This is a genomic window from Mesoterricola sp. JemC181, from assembly GCF_055384585.1.
In genome coordinates this window covers 3,636,115-3,655,095 of the sequence record NZ_AP045076.1, presented here as the reverse complement: position 1 = coordinate 3,655,095, position 18,981 = coordinate 3,636,115, and the positions used below count along the sequence as shown (strand labels likewise).

The 18,981-nt window shown below is 65.4% G+C and carries 20 protein-coding genes and 1 tRNA gene; 8 read left to right on the top strand and 13 right to left on the bottom strand.

Annotated elements, in window-relative coordinates; translation table 11 throughout:
- Positions 1-72: 72 nt before the first annotated feature.
- Positions 73-459, top strand: coding sequence for a site-specific integrase (locus ACZ5MC_RS16185; protein ID WP_464516265.1), 387 nt, complete (start codon positions 73-75; stop codon positions 457-459).
- Here the strand turns inward: ACZ5MC_RS16185 and ACZ5MC_RS16180 are convergent.
- The 5 genes from ACZ5MC_RS16180 to ACZ5MC_RS16160 form a co-directional block, all read right to left on the bottom strand.
- A complete protein-coding gene (locus ACZ5MC_RS16180; RefSeq protein WP_464516264.1) occupies positions 449-871 on the bottom strand; it encodes a phage integrase N-terminal SAM-like domain-containing protein in 423 nt (140 codons plus the stop codon). The two genes, ACZ5MC_RS16185 and ACZ5MC_RS16180, sit on opposite strands and share 11 nt — an antisense overlap.
- Before the next feature lie 371 nt (positions 872-1,242).
- Positions 1,243-1,740, bottom strand: coding sequence for a hypothetical protein (locus tag ACZ5MC_RS16175; RefSeq protein ID WP_464516263.1), 498 nt, complete (start codon positions 1,738-1,740; stop codon positions 1,243-1,245).
- A 36-nt stretch (positions 1,741-1,776) separates the two neighbouring features.
- Positions 1,777-2,652: a hypothetical protein gene (locus tag ACZ5MC_RS16170; protein WP_464516262.1), complete on the bottom strand. Its 876-nt coding sequence runs from the start codon at positions 2,650-2,652 to the stop codon at positions 1,777-1,779.
- Positions 2,653-2,850: 198 nt separating this feature from the next.
- Positions 2,851-3,018 carry a hypothetical protein gene (locus ACZ5MC_RS16165; RefSeq protein ID WP_464516261.1) on the bottom strand — a complete coding sequence of 56 codons (168 nt, stop codon included), beginning with the start codon at positions 3,016-3,018 and terminating at the stop codon, positions 2,851-2,853.
- 865 nt (positions 3,019-3,883) lie between these two features.
- Positions 3,884-4,051: a hypothetical protein gene (locus ACZ5MC_RS16160; protein WP_464516260.1), complete on the bottom strand. Its 168-nt coding sequence runs from the start codon at positions 4,049-4,051 to the stop codon at positions 3,884-3,886.
- Positions 4,052-4,102: 51 nt separating this feature from the next.
- Here ACZ5MC_RS16160 and ACZ5MC_RS16155 point away from each other — a divergent pair, with 51 nt between their 5' ends.
- Together ACZ5MC_RS16155 and ACZ5MC_RS16150 are read left to right on the top strand one after the other, a co-directional pair.
- Entirely contained in the window at positions 4,103-4,279 is a 177-nt protein-coding gene (locus ACZ5MC_RS16155) for a hypothetical protein (RefSeq protein WP_464516259.1), read from the top strand.
- A gap of 42 nt (positions 4,280-4,321) precedes the next feature.
- Positions 4,322-4,723 carry a hypothetical protein gene (locus ACZ5MC_RS16150; protein ID WP_464516258.1) on the top strand — a complete coding sequence of 134 codons (402 nt, stop codon included), beginning with the start codon at positions 4,322-4,324 and terminating at the stop codon, positions 4,721-4,723.
- Between the two features lie 77 nt (positions 4,724-4,800).
- Here the strand turns inward: ACZ5MC_RS16150 and ACZ5MC_RS16145 are convergent, their stop codons facing one another.
- Positions 4,801-5,187: a hypothetical protein gene (locus tag ACZ5MC_RS16145; RefSeq protein ID WP_464516257.1), complete on the bottom strand. Its 387-nt coding sequence runs from the start codon at positions 5,185-5,187 to the stop codon at positions 4,801-4,803.
- Positions 5,188-5,266: 79 nt separating this feature from the next.
- Between ACZ5MC_RS16145 and ACZ5MC_RS16140 the strand changes: the two genes are divergently transcribed.
- Both ACZ5MC_RS16140 and ACZ5MC_RS16135 read left to right on the top strand, forming a co-directional pair.
- Entirely contained in the window at positions 5,267-5,746 is a 480-nt protein-coding gene (locus ACZ5MC_RS16140) for a hypothetical protein (RefSeq protein ID WP_464516256.1), read from the top strand.
- A 261-nt stretch (positions 5,747-6,007) separates the two neighbouring features.
- Positions 6,008-6,235, top strand: coding sequence for a hypothetical protein (locus ACZ5MC_RS16135; RefSeq protein WP_464516255.1), 228 nt, complete (start codon positions 6,008-6,010; stop codon positions 6,233-6,235).
- Between the two features lie 108 nt (positions 6,236-6,343).
- On the opposite strand, the gene ACZ5MC_RS16130 is transcribed toward ACZ5MC_RS16135, so the two are convergent.
- Positions 6,344-6,427 (bottom strand) — tRNA-Leu (locus ACZ5MC_RS16130).
- 120 nt (positions 6,428-6,547) lie between these two features.
- On the opposite strand from ACZ5MC_RS16130, the gene ACZ5MC_RS16125 reads away from it, so the two are divergent.
- From ACZ5MC_RS16125 to ACZ5MC_RS16115, 3 genes are all read left to right on the top strand, one after another.
- Positions 6,548-9,031, top strand: coding sequence for a bifunctional YncE family protein/alkaline phosphatase family protein (locus ACZ5MC_RS16125; RefSeq protein WP_464516254.1), 2,484 nt, complete (start codon positions 6,548-6,550; stop codon positions 9,029-9,031).
- Between the two features lie 274 nt (positions 9,032-9,305).
- Complete coding sequence (locus tag ACZ5MC_RS16120; RefSeq protein ID WP_464516253.1) at positions 9,306-10,526, top strand: efflux RND transporter periplasmic adaptor subunit; 1,221 nt, start codon at positions 9,306-9,308, stop codon at positions 10,524-10,526.
- Positions 10,523-11,800 carry an ABC transporter permease gene (locus ACZ5MC_RS16115; protein WP_306601500.1) on the top strand — a complete coding sequence of 426 codons (1,278 nt, stop codon included), beginning with the start codon at positions 10,523-10,525 and terminating at the stop codon, positions 11,798-11,800. Before ACZ5MC_RS16120 ends, ACZ5MC_RS16115 begins: the two co-directional genes overlap by 4 nt.
- A gap of 16 nt (positions 11,801-11,816) precedes the next feature.
- Here the strand turns inward: ACZ5MC_RS16115 and ACZ5MC_RS16110 are convergent, their stop codons facing one another.
- The 6 genes from ACZ5MC_RS16110 to ACZ5MC_RS16085 all read right to left on the bottom strand — a co-directional run bounded on the left by ACZ5MC_RS16110 (position 11,817) and on the right by ACZ5MC_RS16085 (position 18,892).
- Positions 11,817-12,965: an energy transducer TonB gene (locus ACZ5MC_RS16110; protein WP_464516252.1), complete on the bottom strand. Its 1,149-nt coding sequence runs from the start codon at positions 12,963-12,965 to the stop codon at positions 11,817-11,819.
- Between the two features lie 57 nt (positions 12,966-13,022).
- Complete coding sequence (locus ACZ5MC_RS16105; RefSeq protein ID WP_464516251.1) at positions 13,023-14,090, bottom strand: TonB family protein; 1,068 nt, start codon at positions 14,088-14,090, stop codon at positions 13,023-13,025.
- A gap of 47 nt (positions 14,091-14,137) precedes the next feature.
- Positions 14,138-14,632 carry a crossover junction endodeoxyribonuclease RuvC gene (gene ruvC, locus ACZ5MC_RS16100; protein ID WP_464516250.1) on the bottom strand — a complete coding sequence of 165 codons (495 nt, stop codon included), beginning with the start codon at positions 14,630-14,632 and terminating at the stop codon, positions 14,138-14,140.
- 3 nt (positions 14,633-14,635) lie between these two features.
- Complete coding sequence (locus tag ACZ5MC_RS16095; protein ID WP_464516249.1) at positions 14,636-16,939, bottom strand: ribonuclease R family protein; 2,304 nt, start codon at positions 16,937-16,939, stop codon at positions 14,636-14,638.
- A 67-nt stretch (positions 16,940-17,006) separates the two neighbouring features.
- Positions 17,007-17,906, bottom strand: coding sequence for a hypothetical protein (locus ACZ5MC_RS16090; RefSeq protein WP_306601496.1), 900 nt, complete (start codon positions 17,904-17,906; stop codon positions 17,007-17,009).
- 71 nt (positions 17,907-17,977) lie between these two features.
- The gene (locus tag ACZ5MC_RS16085) at positions 17,978-18,892 is read right to left on the bottom strand and encodes a sensor domain-containing protein (RefSeq protein WP_306601495.1); all 915 of its coding nucleotides are present in this window, start codon (positions 18,890-18,892) and stop codon (positions 17,978-17,980) included.
- Between the last annotated feature and the right edge of the window lie 89 nt (positions 18,893-18,981).

Sequence of the window (18,981 nt, the reverse complement as noted above, 5' to 3'; positions counted from 1 at the left end):
CTGATGCTGACGGGTGCGCGGTCGGGCGTGGTCCTGTGCGAGACGGCCGAGAATCTTTAACCTGATGAGAAAATGCTCCGCTTCGATGCCAAGGCCCCGGGCCTGAAGGGGTGCCGCGCGGTGTTCATGTGCAACGCCGCCGTCAAGCTCCTACCGGAGACCCCTTACAACATCGACCGGAACGCCCTTTGGCATGCGTGGGAGTATCTGAGGCCGGATGGGTGTGTCGCATCCCTCCATGACCTCCGGCGCACCTTTGCCAGCATCGGGGCAGACCTGGGCCAGGACGAGGCGGTCGTCGATGCGCTCCTGGGGCACTCACGGGGGAAGATCAGGGACACCTATTTCCGCCGGGCGGATCCGACCCTCCTGGCGGTGGCGGAGAGCATCGGGGGGCACATCGCAGAGTTGCTAGGGATCCAGAAGCCCGCCAAGAAGGCCAAGGCGCCTAAGAAGTAGGAGGGTAATGGAACATGACGACGGCCCCCATCACGGGGGCCGTTCTGTATCTCATGGCCACGGTGAAGCACTCCAGGACACGCTTGACCTCCAGCGGGGTGAGGATCACTGGGAGTGGGGCGTCCTTTCGAGGCATGGAGATGAAGGCCACCACCTCGGGCCGGCCTATCGTCTTTTTGAACAGAAAGCTGAGCGCCGAGTAGTGGCAGCGCAGGCGCTCGGGACCGATGGGCTGAGTCTGGAGCCACTCGACCCAACTCCGGACTTCCTCCTGAGTTGCCTGGTCGGCCGATTTCCCGATCCGCTCCTCGAACCGGCGAAGTGAGGCCAGATACTGCTGGCGGGTTCCCAAGGCACGCCCGGCCATCTTAAGATCGGACTCGAGTCGCGCCAAAGCAGAGCGGTGGCTCATGTAGTACCTCCTTGAATGTGGGGCCGGTGCAGCAACACCGCCACATTCAAGGAGCCTGATTTCAGCGATTCCCGCTAGCCAATTCCGAGCGGACCAGGGACCGGCGCGCTCCTCCCCCGCTGCGGAACGCAGCTTCGTTCAACCCACCTGGACGTCGATCCCCTGCGTGAGGCGGTGGAGACTATCGGGACCGTCCTGGCGGCCGCCATGAAGCCCGCAAAATAAAGCGCGGGGGCGCCTAGATGCCCCCGCGGTGGTTCTGCCGATTTGTGAATCCAAATCGGCCACGGCCGGCCGTTCGGGCGGGAACCCGGGGGATTCCCCATCGGGTTACCTGGTAAGTCGATCAATCATCCAGTCCTGGGTGGACGCTATACGTCAACCTTCATCCAGTCAAACCAATTTGTCAGTGCTTTCTTCAGGATAAATACACTATACAAGAGAGTTGTGGCTGCAAAAATCACAAATGCAATACAGATCATTGCTGCCCAATTCTCCTCAACGAGGCCCAGTGAAAATTGAATAAATGATGCACTGAGGCAAGCGACAACAGTCCAGTGAAGCATGGATTTAATATTCCAGAGTGGGTTATAAAGGTCATCTAAAGAACACGCCTTAGCATCAACGAGTTTTTGGAAGTGAAACTTATAAGCCTCACTACCATAAAGCTTTTCTTTGAGGTTCACGACAGTCCATGTAAGTGCTGATAAAGAAAGGCTTCCTGCTGTGATGAATCCAGTAAAGAAGTAGCTGCGTAAATTCTGTTTATAGTAATAGAAGATGTCATAATTCCAGTATTTATAAACGATTAACAAAGAGATGACAATCGTCAAAATGCCTGGCATCCAAAGCAATTTCCAAGGGCCCATTCTTGTATTCACATTGCACCTCGAATAAAGTATAAGTCAGAAGGTTTTTTGGGCAAGCTTTACTAGCTCGTCTGTGATTTTATGATTTTCGAATTCATCAATATTCCCAACCATCATATGCGCAATTTCATCAAATGGCAGTACATCTAAATAATCTATGTTGTCGTCATCGGACTCAAGAACTCGATTTAGTTTGTCACTCATTTTACCATAGAGCCTAATTTTTTCAGGTATAACCATGTCAGAGAATGTCTTAACGGCAGTCAGAATTGCTGCCTTTTTGGTGCCGTCCTTGAAGATATATATGAGTCTTCGCTTTCTGGCAACTGCTGAAATACCAGTCATTTTTTCGAATTCACGAACATCACCTTCTAGATCGACTTCTGCAACATCAATGCTCTTCATGGATTCTGCAATTTTTAAATAATCGGAGTCAGAGACCATCCACACGACTTTGATTGGTTTCGAATGTTTTGATCTGGCACGTAATTCCTTTCTTTCTGTTTCATTTTGTGCAGATTTAATATCGATTTTTAGACCATCTCTTTTGGCTTTTCCATACTGCCAATCCAGAGTATTTCCAAACTCTTTTGGAGAAGTCGAACCAAAATATGCTTGGTATACACCATGACCTGTAACTGGATCAACAACAAAATAATTGGCTCGTACTCGGTTATTCAATATATCTACCTTCCGAATTTCCTTCCCTACAAGTTCGTGTTCCGTTTTGTTGTGAGTGCTATACATGATCAGGCCTTTGAAGTACCCTTCTGAAAGGCTAGATGAAAGCCTTATGAATAGAGTGTAGCTCTTGTGTTTTTTTTCATCAAAAGCTCGGAGCTTATCAAAAAGCGCATTTATGGGGTAATTCGGGTCTCCTTCCAATTTAAAGCCCATCATCTTAACCTGCATGTTTCGTCCTCCTTGCAAACCATCATTTTGGGGGGAATTTGTTCCCTCCATGATCTAGGTCATTGATCAGGGCGACCAAAGGATTTCCCCGAACGGTGGAAAACTGGGGTCTGAGCGGTTGGAAGGGGATCCGTTGCCACCTAGCTCCTCCTGGGAGGGAAGGGGCCCGGTTGAGTTAGTTTTCGCCCCGCGTGGGACTTACCGGGGGAAGTTCTGGCTGAGCGCCACCGGCTTTGGTTCGACGGGCCACAGGTTTGGATTGTCCAGCATCGCCAGGACAGCCTTTACTTTGTCTTCAACGGGCACCCGGCTTCCTGGAATGTGCACAGCTACCTGGAGGACTTGCAGCTTGGTTGCCACGTCCACGGGACCTCCTAGTGATTGGATGAGGCCATGCTACTCCCGGAGAGAATCCCAGGGCGGACAATTTTTACCACCCTCCATGGTCCAGGGTCCGAGTCCCAGGCTGGCAAACGATCAGGATCCCAGTGGAGGCCCGTTGGGTCCGTCTGTTACCAGGCGCAAGATCTCCGACTGCTCCGGCTCCGGGATCCGCTGGACCAGGGCAGAGACGATCCTGGCCAGGGATTCGATCTGGTGCTGCAGCTCCCCGATCTCACGCTCGAGCCGGCGGGCCTCCTATATATCCATGCCTGCCATGCGCTGTTCCTGTCCTTGGTCCACCATCCTACTCCGGACCATGGCCAGAAGATGTTCCAACACCGTTGAGGTGGGCCCATTGAGGGGCACTTGTCTCGCTGAAAAGGGCCTGGGCCATCAGCAGCGCAGAGCACATCTCACAGATGCCGTGGGTGTAGTCGCATGCGGAAAGAGATCTTCGCTCCGGAATCCATGCATTCTCGGCCCGGACGAGCCTGCACCAGGCGCAGCGGGTGGGCATTACGGGCCGTCTCTTATCGGTTCTCTCGCCCATGGCTTGCCCACAATCTTCCTGGCTCCAAGTCTGGCCAGAAACAGAAAGCCCCCATGTATGGGGGCTAGATCTGCGGGACGTTGGCCCGCTGCTTGGACTGCATTGGGAGTATCGGTCCTTGAGACTCTATGTCAATCGGCAGACTCTGTCGCGAGGCCCCGATCATCCTGCCTTGATCTCGCAAGAAGACCGCCATCCCTTCAGCCTGGCCTTCCATTCCTCCAGGTCGGACCTCCGATACTGCGGCGCTCGGAAACCAGGGTCTTTCACAAAGGCCGGCCCCTCCCCGGTTGTTCGCTACTTCCTTAAGGTGGCAATGGACACGTGCAACTCGGCGGCCACCTCCTTCTCCGTCAGCAAGTCCGCCCCGGTGGCCCGGGTGAGTTCCGCCTGGGTGGCGATGACATAGCCCTCCGGCAACAATTCCCGGAGGAGCTCGATGCGGAGGGTGACGGGGAGGGTCATGGTCTACCAGGAAAGGGAGGTTTGGGGGGATGATTGGTCCAGGAGGTTGAGATGGAAAAGTTCGCAGTCGGGCAGACCATCGAACTCAAGGACGGAACCTGGGAACTTCGAGAGCATTGGTCAGACAGCGTGTGGATTGCAAAACGGTCTGATGGAGTTTTCTGGATGGTCCAGTTGTTGGGAGGCCGTTGGGTTTTCATGACCCTTCCTCCTCCAAGCAAGAAGTAGCTTCTGAACCAGATACTTTGAGTGGCGAAAAGAAGGGGCCCCATGGAAAAGACTGGGAAGGTAGAGATTCAGGAGGGGAAAACAAGAGCAAAGGTCGTAATAGATGAAGTTATGGACGCCTATGAGCTCCAAACCCTCATTTCAAGGCTCGCCGTCGCTCGAAGCCAAATGTCCCCTGCTGTTGGGGACACATTCCCTACCCTTGGTTCCACGGCGAGTGATGCGGAAATTCTGATCGAGGATGGAGCCCCCATGATGCTCTATGCCGCTCCAGGCGATTCCAAGCTTCGACTTAGGATCCGAAATCGCGGATTGGGGTGGCTGATCTTTGACCTCCACTACGACAAGGCTATTGAGATGAGGGACTTCCTGAACGCCCTCACTTCGGACGAGCCGAGCACTTTCCTCAAACAAGAGATCCCGGATGGTGGCACTTCGCATTGAGCTACCTAACCTCGTGGTGGTTAATTCCAGAATTTTTCAATTATGGCGCCCTCAGTCCCAGGGTAGAGCCTGGACAGCTACACCCGACCCACGAGGGGATGGGTGGCGTGAGTGATTTTGTTGGCGGACTTCTTGTCGTGCCCGTGGATGTTTTTCAGGTGGTCTCGCAACCCCGTGAAGTAGCCGAAGCCGTCCGAGTCTTGCCACCCCTCCCTGGAAAGAGAACATTCCGGGCACCGGATCACGCCCAGGGTTCTCGGCACATGGATCACCGGGAGTTCTCCCGTGGAGAGGAACCGTTTCCCGGCCTCCAGGACGTTCCGGTCCCGCTCCCCGAAATGCGCGGGGATGGTTTCGACCGTGAAGCAGCCCGATCCGTCGATGGGCTTCTCGTAGCGGCTGGGCTTCATGCCCTCCAGGGCTTCCACCAGGGATTTCACCAGGGCTTTTTCTTGGTCGTTCATCGAGTGGTTCCTTTCGGGGCGAGGCTGGACATGCTTGATATTCAGGGGTAACCTCGTGCTCATAACCCCAGGAGTAGAGATGCCGATTGATATGGCCATTACGGTTGGTGAACTCATCACAGGTGGATCTATCACCGTGAAAATGATTGAAGCGTTGGTTAAACTCGTTAATTTTCTGCGGAAGCGAGGCGCGAGTGACAAGGAAATTGATGTGGCGATTGCTGAGTGCCTAAAGCTCAACCCAGACATGGATCTCATTGAAGACGCGGTACGGCGGGCAAGGACCTCTAATAGAGCGACTCCCAAAAAAGTTCGAATGCTTGAAGAAATGAGTAAGAAACTCAATGCCTTCGAGAAGGCCGTCGCAAAGAAGGCTGCACCCAAGAAGGCCGTCGCAAAGAAGGCTGCACCCAAGAAGGCCGTCGCAAAGAAGGCTGCACCCAAGAAGGTTGTCGCAAAGAAGGCTGCACCCAAGAAGGTTGTCGCCAAGAAGGCTGCTCCCAAGAAGGTTGTCGCCAAGAAGGCTGCTCCCAAGAGGGTTGTCGCTAAGAGGGTGTAAACCTCATTCATCTCCATGGTCACGCCGCTTTCGGGTGCTGGACGTACTGGTACCGCCGGACCGCCCGGGCCGGCCCCAGGGTTCCCGCGCTGTCCTCGCAGTTGGGGTAGTGCTCGGTCCAGCCGGAGTGCTCCAGGCTGGCGCGCTCGGAACGGCCCGCCCCGCTGCCCCCGCACGTGGCGCAGTAGCGGGGCGTGGGGAAGACCGCGGTTTCGCCCTCGATGAGGCGGAGGGGAGGGTGGCCGGGTGTTCCTCCGAGGCTTGATCAAGCCGGGCACCAGCAACGTCCTGATGACCCTGCCGCTCTGGGCCCGGCCCAACACCACCAAGCGATTCCTGACCCAGGGCTACAACGGGGCCACCCAGGCGGCCATCCCTGTCAGCGTCGGGACGGATGGCGTCGTGAGCATCAACGAAATTGCCGGGGGCTATGCCAACGCCAGTTCTTGGCTTTCCCTGAGTGGGCTGTCGTGGACGCTGGTGGATTGATGGAACAACCAGGTAAGGCCTAGTTCGGCCCGGGGCAAAAAAGCGAAAGTGTCCCCTGAGTGTCCCCGCACAAGAAAGGCCCCATCAGTTGATGGGGCCTAGAACTACTGGTGCCGGCGGCCGGGATCGAACCGGCACCCCCGAAGAGAACAGATTTTGAGTCTGTCGCGTCTGCCATTTCGCCACGCCGGCGGGCGTTTCAACCAGGATAGCGGGAAAGGGCGCCGCGGCCCAGGGGCGGCTGAGGTGTTGCGCGGGGAGGGGGGTTGGGGGACGCTGGAAGAAATCAACGCTCCAGTTCGAGGTGTCCCCATGCCCAAGCGGCTCGCGCTTTCCCTGGCCCTTTCCCTGGCGGCGCTGTGGGCGGGGGAACCCCCCGTGGGGGCCCGCGGCGCCCGGGGGGTGAGGGTGGCCACGGGGCAGTGGGTGGAGCCGGCGGGGGACGTGCTGACGTTCCCGGGGCGGGCCATCGACATGGCGTTGTCGGAGGACGGGGCGACCCTGTTCGTGAAGACGGACCGGGGGCTCCTGGTGGTGGACACGGGGGGCTGGCGGGTGCGCCAGAGCCTGGCCTGGGGCAGGGGGGACAGCGCCTCCATGCACGGGCTGGCGGTGGACGGGGGGCGGGTGTGGGTCACGACGGGGAAGGCGGGGCTCCTGGAGGCGGCCCCGGGCGCGGCGGGGGTCTGGGCCTGGGGGCGGCGGATCGCGCTTGCCGCCAGGGACGGGAAGTCGGCGTATCCCTGCGGCGTGGCGCTGGCGGGGACGCGGGCCGTGGTGGCCCTGGGGCGGGAGAATGCGGTGGCTGTTTTGGATCTGGCCGCGGGCAGCGAACTGGCGCGGATCCCGGTGGGCGTGGCGCCCTGCGGAGTGGCCCTGTCGGCGGACGGAGCCACCGCCTTCGTGGCGAACTGGGGCGGCCGAAGGCCCGCGCCGGGGCAGCGGACCATGGCCTCCGCGGGGTCCCCGGTGGCGGTGGACGAGGGGGACCGGCCCCTGGCGGGGACCGTATCCAGGGTGGACCTGGCGCGCGGCGCGGTCACGGGCGAGGCCGAGGTGGGGCTTCATCCCTGCCAGGTGCTGCTGGAGGGCGGCTCTCTTTCGGTGGCCAACGCGAATTCCGATTCCGTCACGGTCCTGGCGGCGGCGGACCTGCGCGTGATCCGCACCGTGCCCGTGACGCCGGATCCGGGACTGCCCTTCGGAAGCATCGTCAACGCCCTGGCCCGGGACCCCCGGGACGGGACGCTCTTCGCCGCCAGCGGGGGCACCAACGCGGTGGGCGTGATCCGGGGCGGGGCCTGCGCGGGGTTCGTCCCCGCGGGATGGTTCCCCTCCTGCGTGGCGGCGGGGGACGGCCGGCTCTACATCGGCAGCGCCAGGGGACTGGGCTCCCGGGAGGGCCGGCCCGGCGCCAAGGGCTGGAGCGTGCGCAGCGAGCAGGGGACGCTCCAGCGCGTCGCGATCCCCGCGGATGGGGCCCTGCGAACCCTCACGCGGCGCGCGACGGACCTGGCCCAGGTGCCCCGCTCCCTGGAGGCCATGCTGCCGGCCCGCAAGGGTTCGCGCGGGCCCGTGCCCGTGCCCCGGCGCGCCGGGGAGCCCTCGGTCTTCCGGCACGTGGTGTACGTGATCAAGGAGAACCGCACCTACGACCAGGTTTTCGGCGACCTGCCCCAGGGCGACGGGGATCCGTCGCTCTGCATCTACCCGCGGGAGGTCACGCCCAACCACCACGCCCTGGCCGAGCAGTTCGTGCTGCTGGACAACTACTACTGCAACGGCGTGGTCTCGGCCGACGGGCACCAGTGGGCCACGCAGGGGATCACCACGGCCTACACCGAGAAGACCGCGGGGGACTGGACGCGCAGCTACGACCTGGGCACGGATCCGCTGGCCTTCGCGCCCACGCCGTTCCTCTGGGACAGCGCCCTGCTGCGGGGGAGGTCCTTCCGGAATTTCGGCGAGTTCGACTTCACCACGCTGGAGCCGCCCCTGGCCACCTGGCAGGACGTGTACGCGGACCACCTCGGGGGCACGCGCAAGGTGGGCTTCCGCCCCTCGATGCCCACGGAATCCCTGCGCCGCCACACGGCCCCGGACTACCCCGGCTGGAATACGCGCATTCCCGACGTGGTGCGCGTGGAGCGCTTCCTGGCCGAATTCCGGGAATGCGAACGCAAGGGCGCCTGGCAGGACCTGGTGGTGGTGTACCTGCCCCAGGACCACACCCGCGGCCTCACGCCGGGCGCGCCCACGCCCAGGGCCCACCTGGCCGACAACGACCTGGCCCTGGGGCGGCTGGTGGAAGCCATCTCCCACAGCCGCTTCTGGAAGGACACCTGCATCTTCGTGAACGAGGACGATCCGCAGGACGGTTTCGACCACGTGGACGGGCACCGCTCCCTGTGCCTGGTGGTGAGCCCCTACACGCTGCGGGGCCGCGTGGTGAGCCGGTTCTACAACCAGGGCTCCGTGCTGCACACCATGGAGCGCATGCTGGGGCTGCCCCCCATGACGCGCCTGGACGGCGCGGCGCCGACGATGGAGGGCTGCTTCACCCGCAGGCCCGACTTCACGCCCTACACCGCGCTGCCCAGCCGTGTGCCCCTGGATGAAGTGAACCCGCGGCGGACGGGCGCGCTCCTGGATTTCTCGCGCCCCGATACCGTGCCCGACGACGAGCTGAACCGGCTCCTGTGGTTCGCCGCCCGGGGCGACGCGCCCTACCCGGCGTGGTTCGCGGGCGCCCACGGGAAGGGGCTCGCGCGGAAGGGGCTGGGCCTGGGGAAGTGAGACGGCCGCCCGTTCGTATACGAAACCTTGACGGCACCTTCAGGGGACAAGGGTTATCCTTTCGCCAGGAGCACCCGCCATGGAGATCATCGCCATCCTCAGCCTCATCGTCAGCATGATTTACACCTTTTCATACCTCTATTTCCAGTTCACCAAGCACTGACGCGCCGCGCCCTGCTTGATTTTCCGAACCGTTGCCCGGTTCAGCAGGGCCCCCTATCGTGGTAGGATCAGGCCATCCACCTGATCGCATTTTTCCACACGAAGGGAAGCCATGCCGCGCCTACGCACCTGGTTGTTCATCGGTATCGGTTCGCTGGGGGTGCTCGCCTCCATCGGATGGGTGGGTCTGCGCGGAGGTCCGGGCACGCCTGAATTCACCACGGAGCCGGTCAAGCGCCAGCCCCTGCGGGACAGCGTGGCGGCCAACGGCGAGGTGCAGGCCAAGACCCGGGTCAACGTCGGCGTGCAGGTGACCGCGGCCATCAAGGAGATCCACGTCTCCGACGGCCAGTGGGTGAAGGCCGGCGACCTGCTGGTGACGCTGGACCAGGAGCGCTACAAGCAGGCCCTGAACCAGTCGGAGATGGGCCTGCGCATGGCGCGCAAGGACCTGGAGATCGCCCAGGCCACCTTCTCCAAGCAGGACCAGACCTTCGTGCGCCAGGAGCGCCTGAACAAGGCCGGGCTGACGTCCCTGGAGGAGTTCCAGCAGGTGAAGCTGGCGCGGGACACCGCGGCCACCACGCTGGAGCGGGCCCGGGTGGCGGTGCAGCAGTCCGAGGCCCAGACCGCCATCGCCCAGGACGACCTCAGCAAGACCGTCATCCGCGCCACCATGTCCGGGCAGGTGACGGGCCTCAAGGCCGAGAAGGGCGAGACCGCCATCGCCGGCACCACCAACCTGGCCGGGGCCGTGATGATGGTCATCTCGGACCTGTCGGAGATGATGGCCGAGATCCGCGTCGGGGAACTGGACGTGGTGAAGGTCGCCGTGGGCCAGCCCGCGGAGGTCACCGTGGACGCCCTGCCCGGCAAGGTCTTCCAGGGCAAGGTGCTCACCGTGGCCAGCAGCACGGACCGGCCCGCGGGGTCGAGCACCTCCAATTCCCAGGAGGCCCAGAGCTACAAGGTGCGCATCATCCTGGACGGTTCCGCCCAGGAGCGCGCCTCGCTGCGTCCCGGCATGAGCGCCCGGGTCGCCGTGCTCACCGCCGAGCACAAGGACGTGCTTTCGGTGTCCCTGGCGGCCATCCAGGACCGCGAGGCCAAGGCGGGGGGCCTGGGGCTTCTCACCGGCAACCGCAGCGTCGTCTTCGTCGTCAGGGACGGCAAGGCCGCCGAACGCAGCATCACCACCGGCCTCACCACCCGGCGCGCCGCCGAAGTGCTCACCGGCCTCCAGGAGGGGGACGTGGTGATCTCCGGCCCCACCAAGCAGCTCGCCACCCTCGCCGACGGCGTGGCCGTGAAGATCAGGAAGGACAAGCCGTGAACGGCTGGACCCGCTTCCAGGAGACCTTCCGCACCGCCGTCGCCAGCATATGGGCGCACCGCATGCGCAGCATGCTCACCACCCTGGGCATCATCATCGGGGTGGGGTCCGTCATCACCGTCGTGAACCTGACCAAGGGCCTGGAAGGCCGCATCATGTCCGACGTGAAGCAGGAGGGGACCCACACCTTCTTCATCGGCTCCTGGGTGCCCTACTCCCGCTTCAAGACCGCCAAGATCCGGCGCATGCCCATGGACCACCAGACCATCCGGGAGCTGCGCGAGCTCATGCCCCAGATCCTGGTGGCCAGCCCCCAGTCCACCATCTTCAGTCCCCAGATGGTGGTCAAGGCCGGCAGCGTCACGCGGCGCGTGACCTACCTCACCGCCGTGGACGAGAACGGCCTGGACCTCTCCAACCGCGAGCTGGCCTGCGGCCGCAACTTCACCGCCACGGACCGCACGACCCGGGCCCCCTTGGCCATCCTGGGCGCCACCATCGCCGAGGACCTGGGCCTGGGCGAGCATTCCGTGGGCAAGCACTTCACCGTCGCGGGCCAGACGGTGGAGCTGGTGGGCATCCTGAAGAAGCACGGGGAGATCCCCTTCATGCCCAGCGGGGGCGAGGACGAGGATTCCGCCATGTGGGGCCCCGACGGCATGTTCTTCGTGCCCTTCGGGAGCCTGCGGGAGCTGGCCCGCCCCGGCGCCTTCGACAGCCCCTTCTGGCGCCTCCAGGTGGATGCGAAGGTTCCCGTGAAGGAGGCCGAGAACACCCTGCGCCAGGGCCTGCGCCGCATCCGCGGCCTGCGGGGGGACGACGCGGACAACTTCATGCTCGAGAGCAACGAGAAGGCCGTGGCCCAGGTGGAGAAGATCGGCAAGACCCTCATGACCGCCAGCGGCGCCATGGTGGGCATCAGCCTCCTGGTGGGCGGCATCGGCGTGATGAACATCATGCTGGTGAGCGTGACGGAGCGCACCCGGGAGATCGGCGTGCGCAAGGCCCTGGGCGCGCGCAGGCGGAACATCCTCTTCCAGTTCCTCATCGAGGCCACGCTGCTGTGCGTGGCCGGCGGCATCATCGGCACGGTGCTGGGCATGGTCTTCGGGGCGGTGCTGAGCCAGGTGCTGATGAAGCACATGGGCGGCGTGCCCGCGTGGGCCTTCCTGTCGGCGCTGCTGGTGCCGGCGGCCGTGGGCATGGGATTCGGGCTCTACCCGGCCAACAAGGCCGCGAAGCTGGATCCCATCGAGGCGCTGCGGTACGAGTGACGGAGGCCCTACGGCGCTACCGCCGCCCCCTGGGCGGCGGCAGCGCGCCCATGCGGAACCGGAAGGGCAGCCTCAGCCTGAACCGCGCCGTCTGCGGCACCCCATTGAGCAGGGCGGGCTCGAACTCCCATTTCAAAGCGTAGCGGATGGCCGTCATGTAGAGCTCCGGAGGGCCGCTGAGCGCTTCGGCCCGGGTCGGCCGGCCTTCGGGGTCGACCGTGATCAGGAGCAGGACGTCCCCATCGATCCCGTTCGCCGAGGCATGCCACGGGTAGGACGGCGGCGCGGGCTGCTGCCGGACCTTGACCTTCGTGAAGTCGACCTCCATCGGGCGGCCCTTGGCGTCGAGGCCGGGGCCCGCAAGGGCGGCGCGGAGGGCCCGGTCCTGTTCCGTTTCCGGGGCCGCCGGGAAGATCAGGAGATCGAACATGGCCTGCCGGACCGTCCTGCAGAGATCCTCCTGGAAGCCGGCGGTGCCCTTCCTGCCGCTCGTGAAATGGCAGTACATGACCTTCTGGGGCCGCCCGGGCTCGTTCTGCACCGTCCCGCGGTCCGCAAGCAGGGACGAACGCAGCGACACGTCATGGCAGGCCAGGCCGTCGTAGGTCCGCTCGGCCTGGAGCGTGAGCTTGATGAAGAGCGTCCTGGCGGGATCGGCGGTGGCCGGATCCACCACCCTCAGGCCGGCCCTGGCGAGGCCAGCGCGGGCTTCCAGTTCGAGGATCCCCAGGTCCATGGGGGCGGCTTCGATGGTCGGGGCCAGGACGCACTGGAGGACCACCTGGTCGATCCCCCTCCCCGGCTCCGGTGCGCCGGCGCCATCGAGGGCGAACGGCACGGCGAAGAGGGTCCGCACCCGGACGGGGCTGCCGCCGACCAGCACGGGGGCGAAGACCCAGCGCACGATATCGGCCTCCGCCGCAGCGCGCAGCAAGGCCGGGCCTTCGATGAAGTCCGTCTGCTCCGGCCGTCCATTGGGCCCGATCGTCACCCCGAGGACCACCGTTCCCTGGACCCGGGCCATCGTGGCGAGGGTCGGGTAGGCCGGGGCCGGGGGCTCGCTGAGAACTCTGAGCGTGGAGAACTCGACCTGGATGGGCGCCGTCTGGGCGGTGGCAAAGGGGCCTGCCAGGACAAACGCCGGCAGGAGGGCAAGCCTGTTCATCAAGGACCTCATCATGGGGGGATGGAATCCATGGTAGCGGCTCCCGGCCTTCTTCTCCTAGAGGGCCCCCAGGCGGAACGGCAGGGTCAGCTTGAAGCGCGCCGCCTGCGGGACCCCGTCGAGCAGGGCCGGATCGAACCGCCACTGGAGGGCGTAGCGGACCGCCGTCATGATGAGTTCGGGGGGGCCGGTCAGGGCCTCCGCCCGGGTCGGCCTTCCGGCAGGATCCACCATGATGTGGACGACGACCACCCCTTCCACCCGGCGCTCCCGCGCCAGGGCGGGGTAGGGCGGCGCGGGCGGCTGGTAGCGGATCTTCATCTGCTTGAATTCGACGGTCCTCGTGTTCGATTCGGGCAGGGGGGCGGGAGCCTCGGGTCCACCGAGGAGCGTGTCGAGGCTCTCCCTGAAGGCCCGGGCGATCTCGTCCTGGAAGTCCACCTTCTCCACCCTTCCGGAGACGTGGCTGTCGAACCAGATCCGCTGGGCCTCCCCGGGTGTGTTCCGCGCGAGGTCCCGGTCCGCGAGCAGGGAGCACCGGGCCTGGAGGTTGAGGAGCTGGATCGCGTCCGGAGTCCGCGCGGCCTGGAGGTTCAGCTGGAGGTGGAGGGCCTCGCCGGGATCGGCGGCGGCCGGATCCGCCACCTGCAGCCCGGCCCGGGTGAGGCGGCCGAGCACTTCCCATTCCAGGGCCGGAAGGTCCACGGGCACGTTGAGCGGCGAGGGGATCAGGCCGAGCTGGACCACGATCCGCCCGCCTCCGGTCTCCCGCGCGGGCTGCGGCGCGTCCTTCAGGGTGTAGGGCATCGCGAAGGTGGTGCGGACCCGCGCGGGCCTTCCCTCGATCTGGACAGGGGCGAAGGTCCACTGCAGGGCGTCGGCCACCGACGCGGCCCGGAGCAGCGCGGGGCCGGAGACGGGTTGAGCCGCCTCGGGAAGGCCGGTGGGGCCGATCGTCACGGAGAGCACGACCCGGCCCTGGACCTGCGCGATCCTGGCGATCGGCGGATAGGGCGGGGACGGCGGCCGGCGCAGGACCGTGAGCTTGTCGAATTCGACCAGGGGCGGGGCCTGCGCGAGGACGGGACCCGCCAGGAGAAGGGCGGACAGGAGGAACCGGAGCATGGATGGACCTCGTTCATTCGGGGATCCGTCCATGATAGCAACCCGGCCTATTTGCCCGGCGCCCGCGTCGCCATGAGATGGCCGATGGCCACGGCCGCGGCGTCGGCGGCATCGGCCTGGAGGGGCTCCTTCAGGCTGAGCAGCACCATGACCATCTTGCCCACCTGGGTCTTGTCGGCCCAGCCGTAGCCGCTGACGGCCTTCTTCACCTGCATGGGGTTGTAGTCCCCCACGGGCAGGCCGTGGAGGCCGGCGGTGAGGAGGATGCCGCCGCGGATCTGGCCCAGCTTGATCGCGGTGGCGGCGTTCTTCTCCACGAAGGGGGACTCCACGGCCATGAAGTGGGGCCGGGTGCGTTCGATGACCTCGGCGAGCTTGAGGTGGATGCCCAGGATCCGCTTGTCGAAGTCGGCGCCCCGCTGGGAGCGGATGACGCCGGCCTCCACCAGCTCCAGGCGGGAACCGCACCGGCTCACCACGGCGAAGCCGCAGGCCAGGGAGCCGGGATCCACGCCGAGGCAGATGGTGGTGGGCACCGCCACGGCCTAGACCTTCTTGCGGCGGGCGGGGCCGCGCACGCTGCCCTTGGGGGCCTTGGGACGGGCCTGGGCGCCGCCGGGGCGGCCCGGGCGCACGTAGGGCTTGGCGCCCTCCGGGCGGGCCTTGCGGTCTGGGACCGCGGCCTGGCGCACCGACTTGGGCGGCCGGCCCCGGGGGGGCGCGGGCTCCCGGACGAAGTCGGCCTCACGCAGGTGGGCGGGGGCGGCGAGGCTGGGCACGAAGGTGACGGCCTTGCCCTTGCCGTCCTTGGCCTTGGCTTCAACAACCCAGGCCGATACCCGGCGCAGGTCCTCGTCCACGCCGGTGATCTCCACCTTCACGGCGTCGCCGATGGTCAGCACGACGCCCGATCCCGCGGTGGAGGCCTTGGTGCGGTTCTCGTCCACGGCGAACGCGCCGCCCAGGGCGCCCAGGGGGACGCCCACCTCCACGAAGGGGCTGTCGAGCCGCACGAAGGCGGCCTTCAGGGAGAAGCCCTGGATCCGGCCCTCGAAGCGCTGTCCGATGCGGGTGCGCATGAGCAGGCAGGTCTTCCACTTGTCGTTCTCGCGCTCGGCCTCGGTGGCGCCCTGCTCGGTGTCGCTGCACTGCTTGGCGACCACGGCCAGGATGCTGTGGAGGCCGTCGGGCAGGGGCTTCTTCTGGAGCACCTTGCGCAGCTCGCGGTGGACGGCGAGGTCGGGGTAGCGGCGGATGGGGCTGGTGAAGTGCAGGTAGTCCTGGAGGGCCAGGCCCGAGTGGCCGATGTTGTCGGCGCTGTACTCGGCCTTCTTGAGGCTGCGCACCAGGAGGGTGTTGAGCATGGCCTCCAGGGGCCCGCCGCGGATCTTGTCCAGCATCGCGTTGAGCACCTCGGGGGTGGCCGGATCGTAGGGGCGCAGCAGCCCGAAGGCCGCGGCCACTTCCTTGAAGGCCTCCAGCTTGAGGGGGTCGGGCACGTCGTGCACGCGGTAGATGGTGGCGATCTTGCGGCGGGTGAAGAACGTCGCAACGGCCTCGTTGGCCAGCAGCATGAACTCCTCGATCATGCGGTGGGCGTCGTGGTGGGCGTAGCGGCGGGCGTCCACGGGGCGGCCGTCCTCCCCGAAGACGAACTCGGTCTCGTCCGTGTCCAGGTTCAGGGCGCCGCGGCCCAGGCGCTTTGCCGTAAGGGAGCGCGACACCCGGAGGGCCTCGTCGAGCATCTCCGCCACGTCCCGGCCCATGTCACGGCGCCGGGCCTGGGCGTTGTCGATGCAGCCCTCCTTGACCTCGTCGTAGGTGAGGCGCTTGCGGGACCGGATGACGGATTCCGTCAGGCGCGTCTCCCGCACCTGGAGGTCCTCGTCCAGGGTGATCCAGGCGGTCATGGTGAGGCGGTCCACGCCTTCCCGCAGGCTGCACAGTTCGCCCGAGAGGCGCTCGGGGAGCATGGGGATGCACTGGTCGGGGAAGTAGACCGAGGTGCCCCGAAGGAGGGCCTCCTTGTCCAGGGGGCCGCCCTCGGCCACGTAGTGGCTCACGTCGGCGATGTGCACGCCCAGGAGCCAGCCCCCGTCCTCGCTGGCCGGCAGGACCTCCAGGCTGATGGCGTCGTCGAAGTCCTTGGCGGTGGGGGGATCCACCGTGACGGTGAGGAGTTCGCGCAGGTCCTCGCGGCCCTGGATCCACGCCTCGGGGATGGAGGTGGGGAAGGGGGCCAGCTCCTCCATCACCTCGTCGGGGAACTCGGTGCGCAGGTTGTAGAGGGCGGCGGTGAGCTTGTTCTCGATGCGCAGGTCGGTGGGGCGGCCCAGGCGGGCCTTCACCACGCCCTTGATCTGCTGGGCGCCGGGGTCCGGATCCAGCAGGACGCTGACCAGGTCGCCGTCGCCGGCCAGGTCCGTGGGGGGGACGCTGACGATCTGGGAGAGGCGGGGCTCGAGGGGGATGGCGCGCCAGCCCCACTCCTGCTTCTGCAGGTGGGCCGGGATGGGATCGGGGTTGCGGGAGATGACGCGCACGACCTTGGCCTTGGGGCGGCCGTCGTAGGTGGTGCCGGTGATCTCGGCCTGGACCTTGTCGCCGTGGATGGCGCCGTGGCCCTCGCGCCAGTCCACGAGCAGGTCGAGGCGCTGGCCGCGGGTGGCGCCGAGGGGGCGCAGGAACCCGCTGGTGCCCTCGGGGTGGCCGAGGTAGGTGGCCTCGAAGGTCTCCGAGAGCCGGGCCGAGGACCCGGGGGCGGGTGGCGTCGGGCGGTCGGGGCGGTTGGGCCGGGGGGGGCGGGGGGAGAAGGAGCGGGGCGGGCCTTGATTTTTGCGATGTGCCATTCCCCAAGACTAACACTTGGGGCCACCCCGGCTGTCACGCCGGGGTGGCCCCAGGGGTCCGGAAGGGCTACTTCTTCTTCTTGGCGGGGGCGGGCTTGTCGGGCAGGGCCCGGCCCAGGGACACGTCGAGGGCGTTCTGGACCTTGCGGTTGTCGGGGGCCAGGACCTTCAGGCGGTGCAGGAAGGCGACCTTGTCGGCCTTCTCGGCGAAGGAGTCCAGGTAGGCCTTGCTGGAGGCCACGGCCTCGGCCCACTTCTCCTTGTCGCCGGGGTGGCCCTTGTAGGTGTCGATGTCGGCCTGCTGGTCCTTGATCTTCTTGGCCTGGAGGTCGACGAACTTCTGGAAGTCGTCCACGTTGCGGGTGGCCAGGTCGAGGTCGTACTGGAAGAACTGGCTCCACTTCTCGCCGTCGGCCTTCTCCTTGTCCCAGGACTTCACGGTGGCCATGGTGCCTTCCTCGTAGTCCTCGAGCTTGGTCTTGGCCTTGAGCAGACGGATGGCGTCCGCGTTCTTGTTCATGAGCTCCTGGTAGGCGTCGGCCTTCTTCTTCCAGTAGTCGCGCTGTTCGGTGAGGCCCTCCTTGCCGGAGGCCACGTTCTCCTTGGCCGTTTCCAGGGCCTTGTTCAGGTAGTCCAGGCCCTTCTCCCACTGGCCGTTGTTGTCGGCCGCCTGGAAGGCCAGGAAGTAGACCTGGCAGAGGTCCGCGTAGGTGCGGGTGCTCGTGTGGAGGTTGTTGACGCTGGACTTGTCGAAGGCGGGCTTGGCGGCGGGGATGAGGGCCTCGGCCCGGGCCTGGGCCTGGCCGTACTCAAAGGCGTCGTTAAGCTTCTTGATTTCAGGCCTTTCCGCTGCGAGGCGCTGGCCGAGGCTCGCCGGGGCGGCGGGCGCCTGGGCGACAAGGACGGGGGTGCTGAGCAGCGTAAGTACCAAGCCGGTGTGGATGCGCATGTGGATGGGCCCTCTCATGGTTCCTTCAATTGTCAGGCCGAGGGGGCCTTTTTGCAAAGGTGGAAAGCTATGACCAAATGCGCAACCCCTCAGCGCCGCACCAGGAGCGCGCGGGCCATGGCTCCGTGGAGCCGGCCCAGGCCCAGGGCCAGGTGCAGCGTGCCGGCCAGCCCCAGGATCCCGCCCAGGGGCAGGAGGGCGAGGGCCCACCCGGGGAGGTCGTATTCCATGGAGCCGCACACCACGATGGGCGACTGCTGGAGGAAGTGGCCCACCGGGGCCGCCACCATGGCCAGGGAGAAGGCGAGCCCCAGCAGGACGAACGTGAAGCTCAGGATGCCCAGGGGCAGGTGCAGGATGAGATAGATGAGGCACTTCCAGGTGTATGAGTCAACGAACAGGCCCTTGAGGCGCTCCCCCCAGGTCTTCCCTTCGGGAAGGAGGGGGGGCCTGCGGGGCATCCTCACGTCCAGCATGGCCTCCACCAGGCGCCCCTCGCCCAGGCCCAGGGCCCGCACCGAGCCCAGGAACAGCACCAGGAGCGGCAGGCCGATGATGAGGATGATGAACCCCAGGGAGATGGAGAGGCCCGTGACGGCCCAGACGAAGTAGAAGATGCCGGTGAACATGGCCATCAGGAGGTAGACCAGGGAGGTGTAGGCCCGGGGGTCCAGGAAGACGCCGAAAAAGGAGGGCCAGGGTCTCGGGGGGGCGGGCTCCTCCCCGGGTTCGGCGGGGGGGGCGTACGGGGCCGGCGCCAGGACCTCGGCCACCACCCGCTCCCGCTGGCGGTAGGTCTCGGCCCGCTCCTCGGGGGATCCCAGGGACGCCAGGATCCGGGCCACGGCCTCGGGCCCCGACAGCATCGGCTCGGCCCAGGCCAGGCGCTCCCGCTCCTTCCGGAACCTCGCCTCGGTCTCCGCCAGGGCGTCCTGCACCAGGGCGGGGTCGCTCCCGGCCAGCGCCAGATGGAGGGACTGGAGGTAGGCTTTGATCTCGGACACGGCGGCTCCCGGAGGGTGTGGATCCAGAGTAAGCCCGGGCTCCTCCGCCGCGTCCAGGGAATCGGCCGGCGGGGAGGTCCCGTCGGCGA

What these genes read in the sequence shown, in the direction of transcription:
- ACZ5MC_RS16185 (WP_464516265.1), top strand. Translation starts at nt 73, where the DNA reads ATGCTCCGCTTCGATGCCAAGGCCCCGGGCCTGAAGGGGTGCCGCGCG.
- ACZ5MC_RS16180 (WP_464516264.1), bottom strand. Translation starts at nt 871, where the DNA reads ATGAGCCACCGCTCTGCTTTGGCGCGACTCGAGTCCGATCTTAAGATG.
- ACZ5MC_RS16175 (WP_464516263.1), bottom strand. Translation starts at nt 1,740, where the DNA reads ATGGGCCCTTGGAAATTGCTTTGGATGCCAGGCATTTTGACGATTGTC.
- ACZ5MC_RS16170 (WP_464516262.1), bottom strand. Translation starts at nt 2,652, where the DNA reads ATGCAGGTTAAGATGATGGGCTTTAAATTGGAAGGAGACCCGAATTAC.
- ACZ5MC_RS16160 (WP_464516260.1), bottom strand. Translation starts at nt 4,051, where the DNA reads ATGACCCTCCCCGTCACCCTCCGCATCGAGCTCCTCCGGGAATTGTTG.
- ACZ5MC_RS16155 (WP_464516259.1), top strand. Translation starts at nt 4,103, where the DNA reads ATGGAAAAGTTCGCAGTCGGGCAGACCATCGAACTCAAGGACGGAACC.
- ACZ5MC_RS16150 (WP_464516258.1), top strand. Translation starts at nt 4,322, where the DNA reads ATGGAAAAGACTGGGAAGGTAGAGATTCAGGAGGGGAAAACAAGAGCA.
- ACZ5MC_RS16145 (WP_464516257.1), bottom strand. Translation starts at nt 5,187, where the DNA reads ATGAACGACCAAGAAAAAGCCCTGGTGAAATCCCTGGTGGAAGCCCTG.
- ACZ5MC_RS16140 (WP_464516256.1), top strand. Translation starts at nt 5,267, where the DNA reads ATGCCGATTGATATGGCCATTACGGTTGGTGAACTCATCACAGGTGGA.
- ACZ5MC_RS16125 (WP_464516254.1), top strand. Translation starts at nt 6,548, where the DNA reads ATGCCCAAGCGGCTCGCGCTTTCCCTGGCCCTTTCCCTGGCGGCGCTG.
- ACZ5MC_RS16120 (WP_464516253.1), top strand. Translation starts at nt 9,306, where the DNA reads ATGCCGCGCCTACGCACCTGGTTGTTCATCGGTATCGGTTCGCTGGGG.
- ACZ5MC_RS16110 (WP_464516252.1), bottom strand. Translation starts at nt 12,965, where the DNA reads ATGAACAGGCTTGCCCTCCTGCCGGCGTTTGTCCTGGCAGGCCCCTTT.
- ACZ5MC_RS16105 (WP_464516251.1), bottom strand. Translation starts at nt 14,090, where the DNA reads ATGCTCCGGTTCCTCCTGTCCGCCCTTCTCCTGGCGGGTCCCGTCCTC.
- ACZ5MC_RS16095 (WP_464516249.1), bottom strand. Translation starts at nt 16,939, where the DNA reads ATGGCACATCGCAAAAATCAAGGCCCGCCCCGCTCCTTCTCCCCCCGC.
- ACZ5MC_RS16090 (WP_306601496.1), bottom strand. Translation starts at nt 17,906, where the DNA reads ATGAGAGGGCCCATCCACATGCGCATCCACACCGGCTTGGTACTTACG.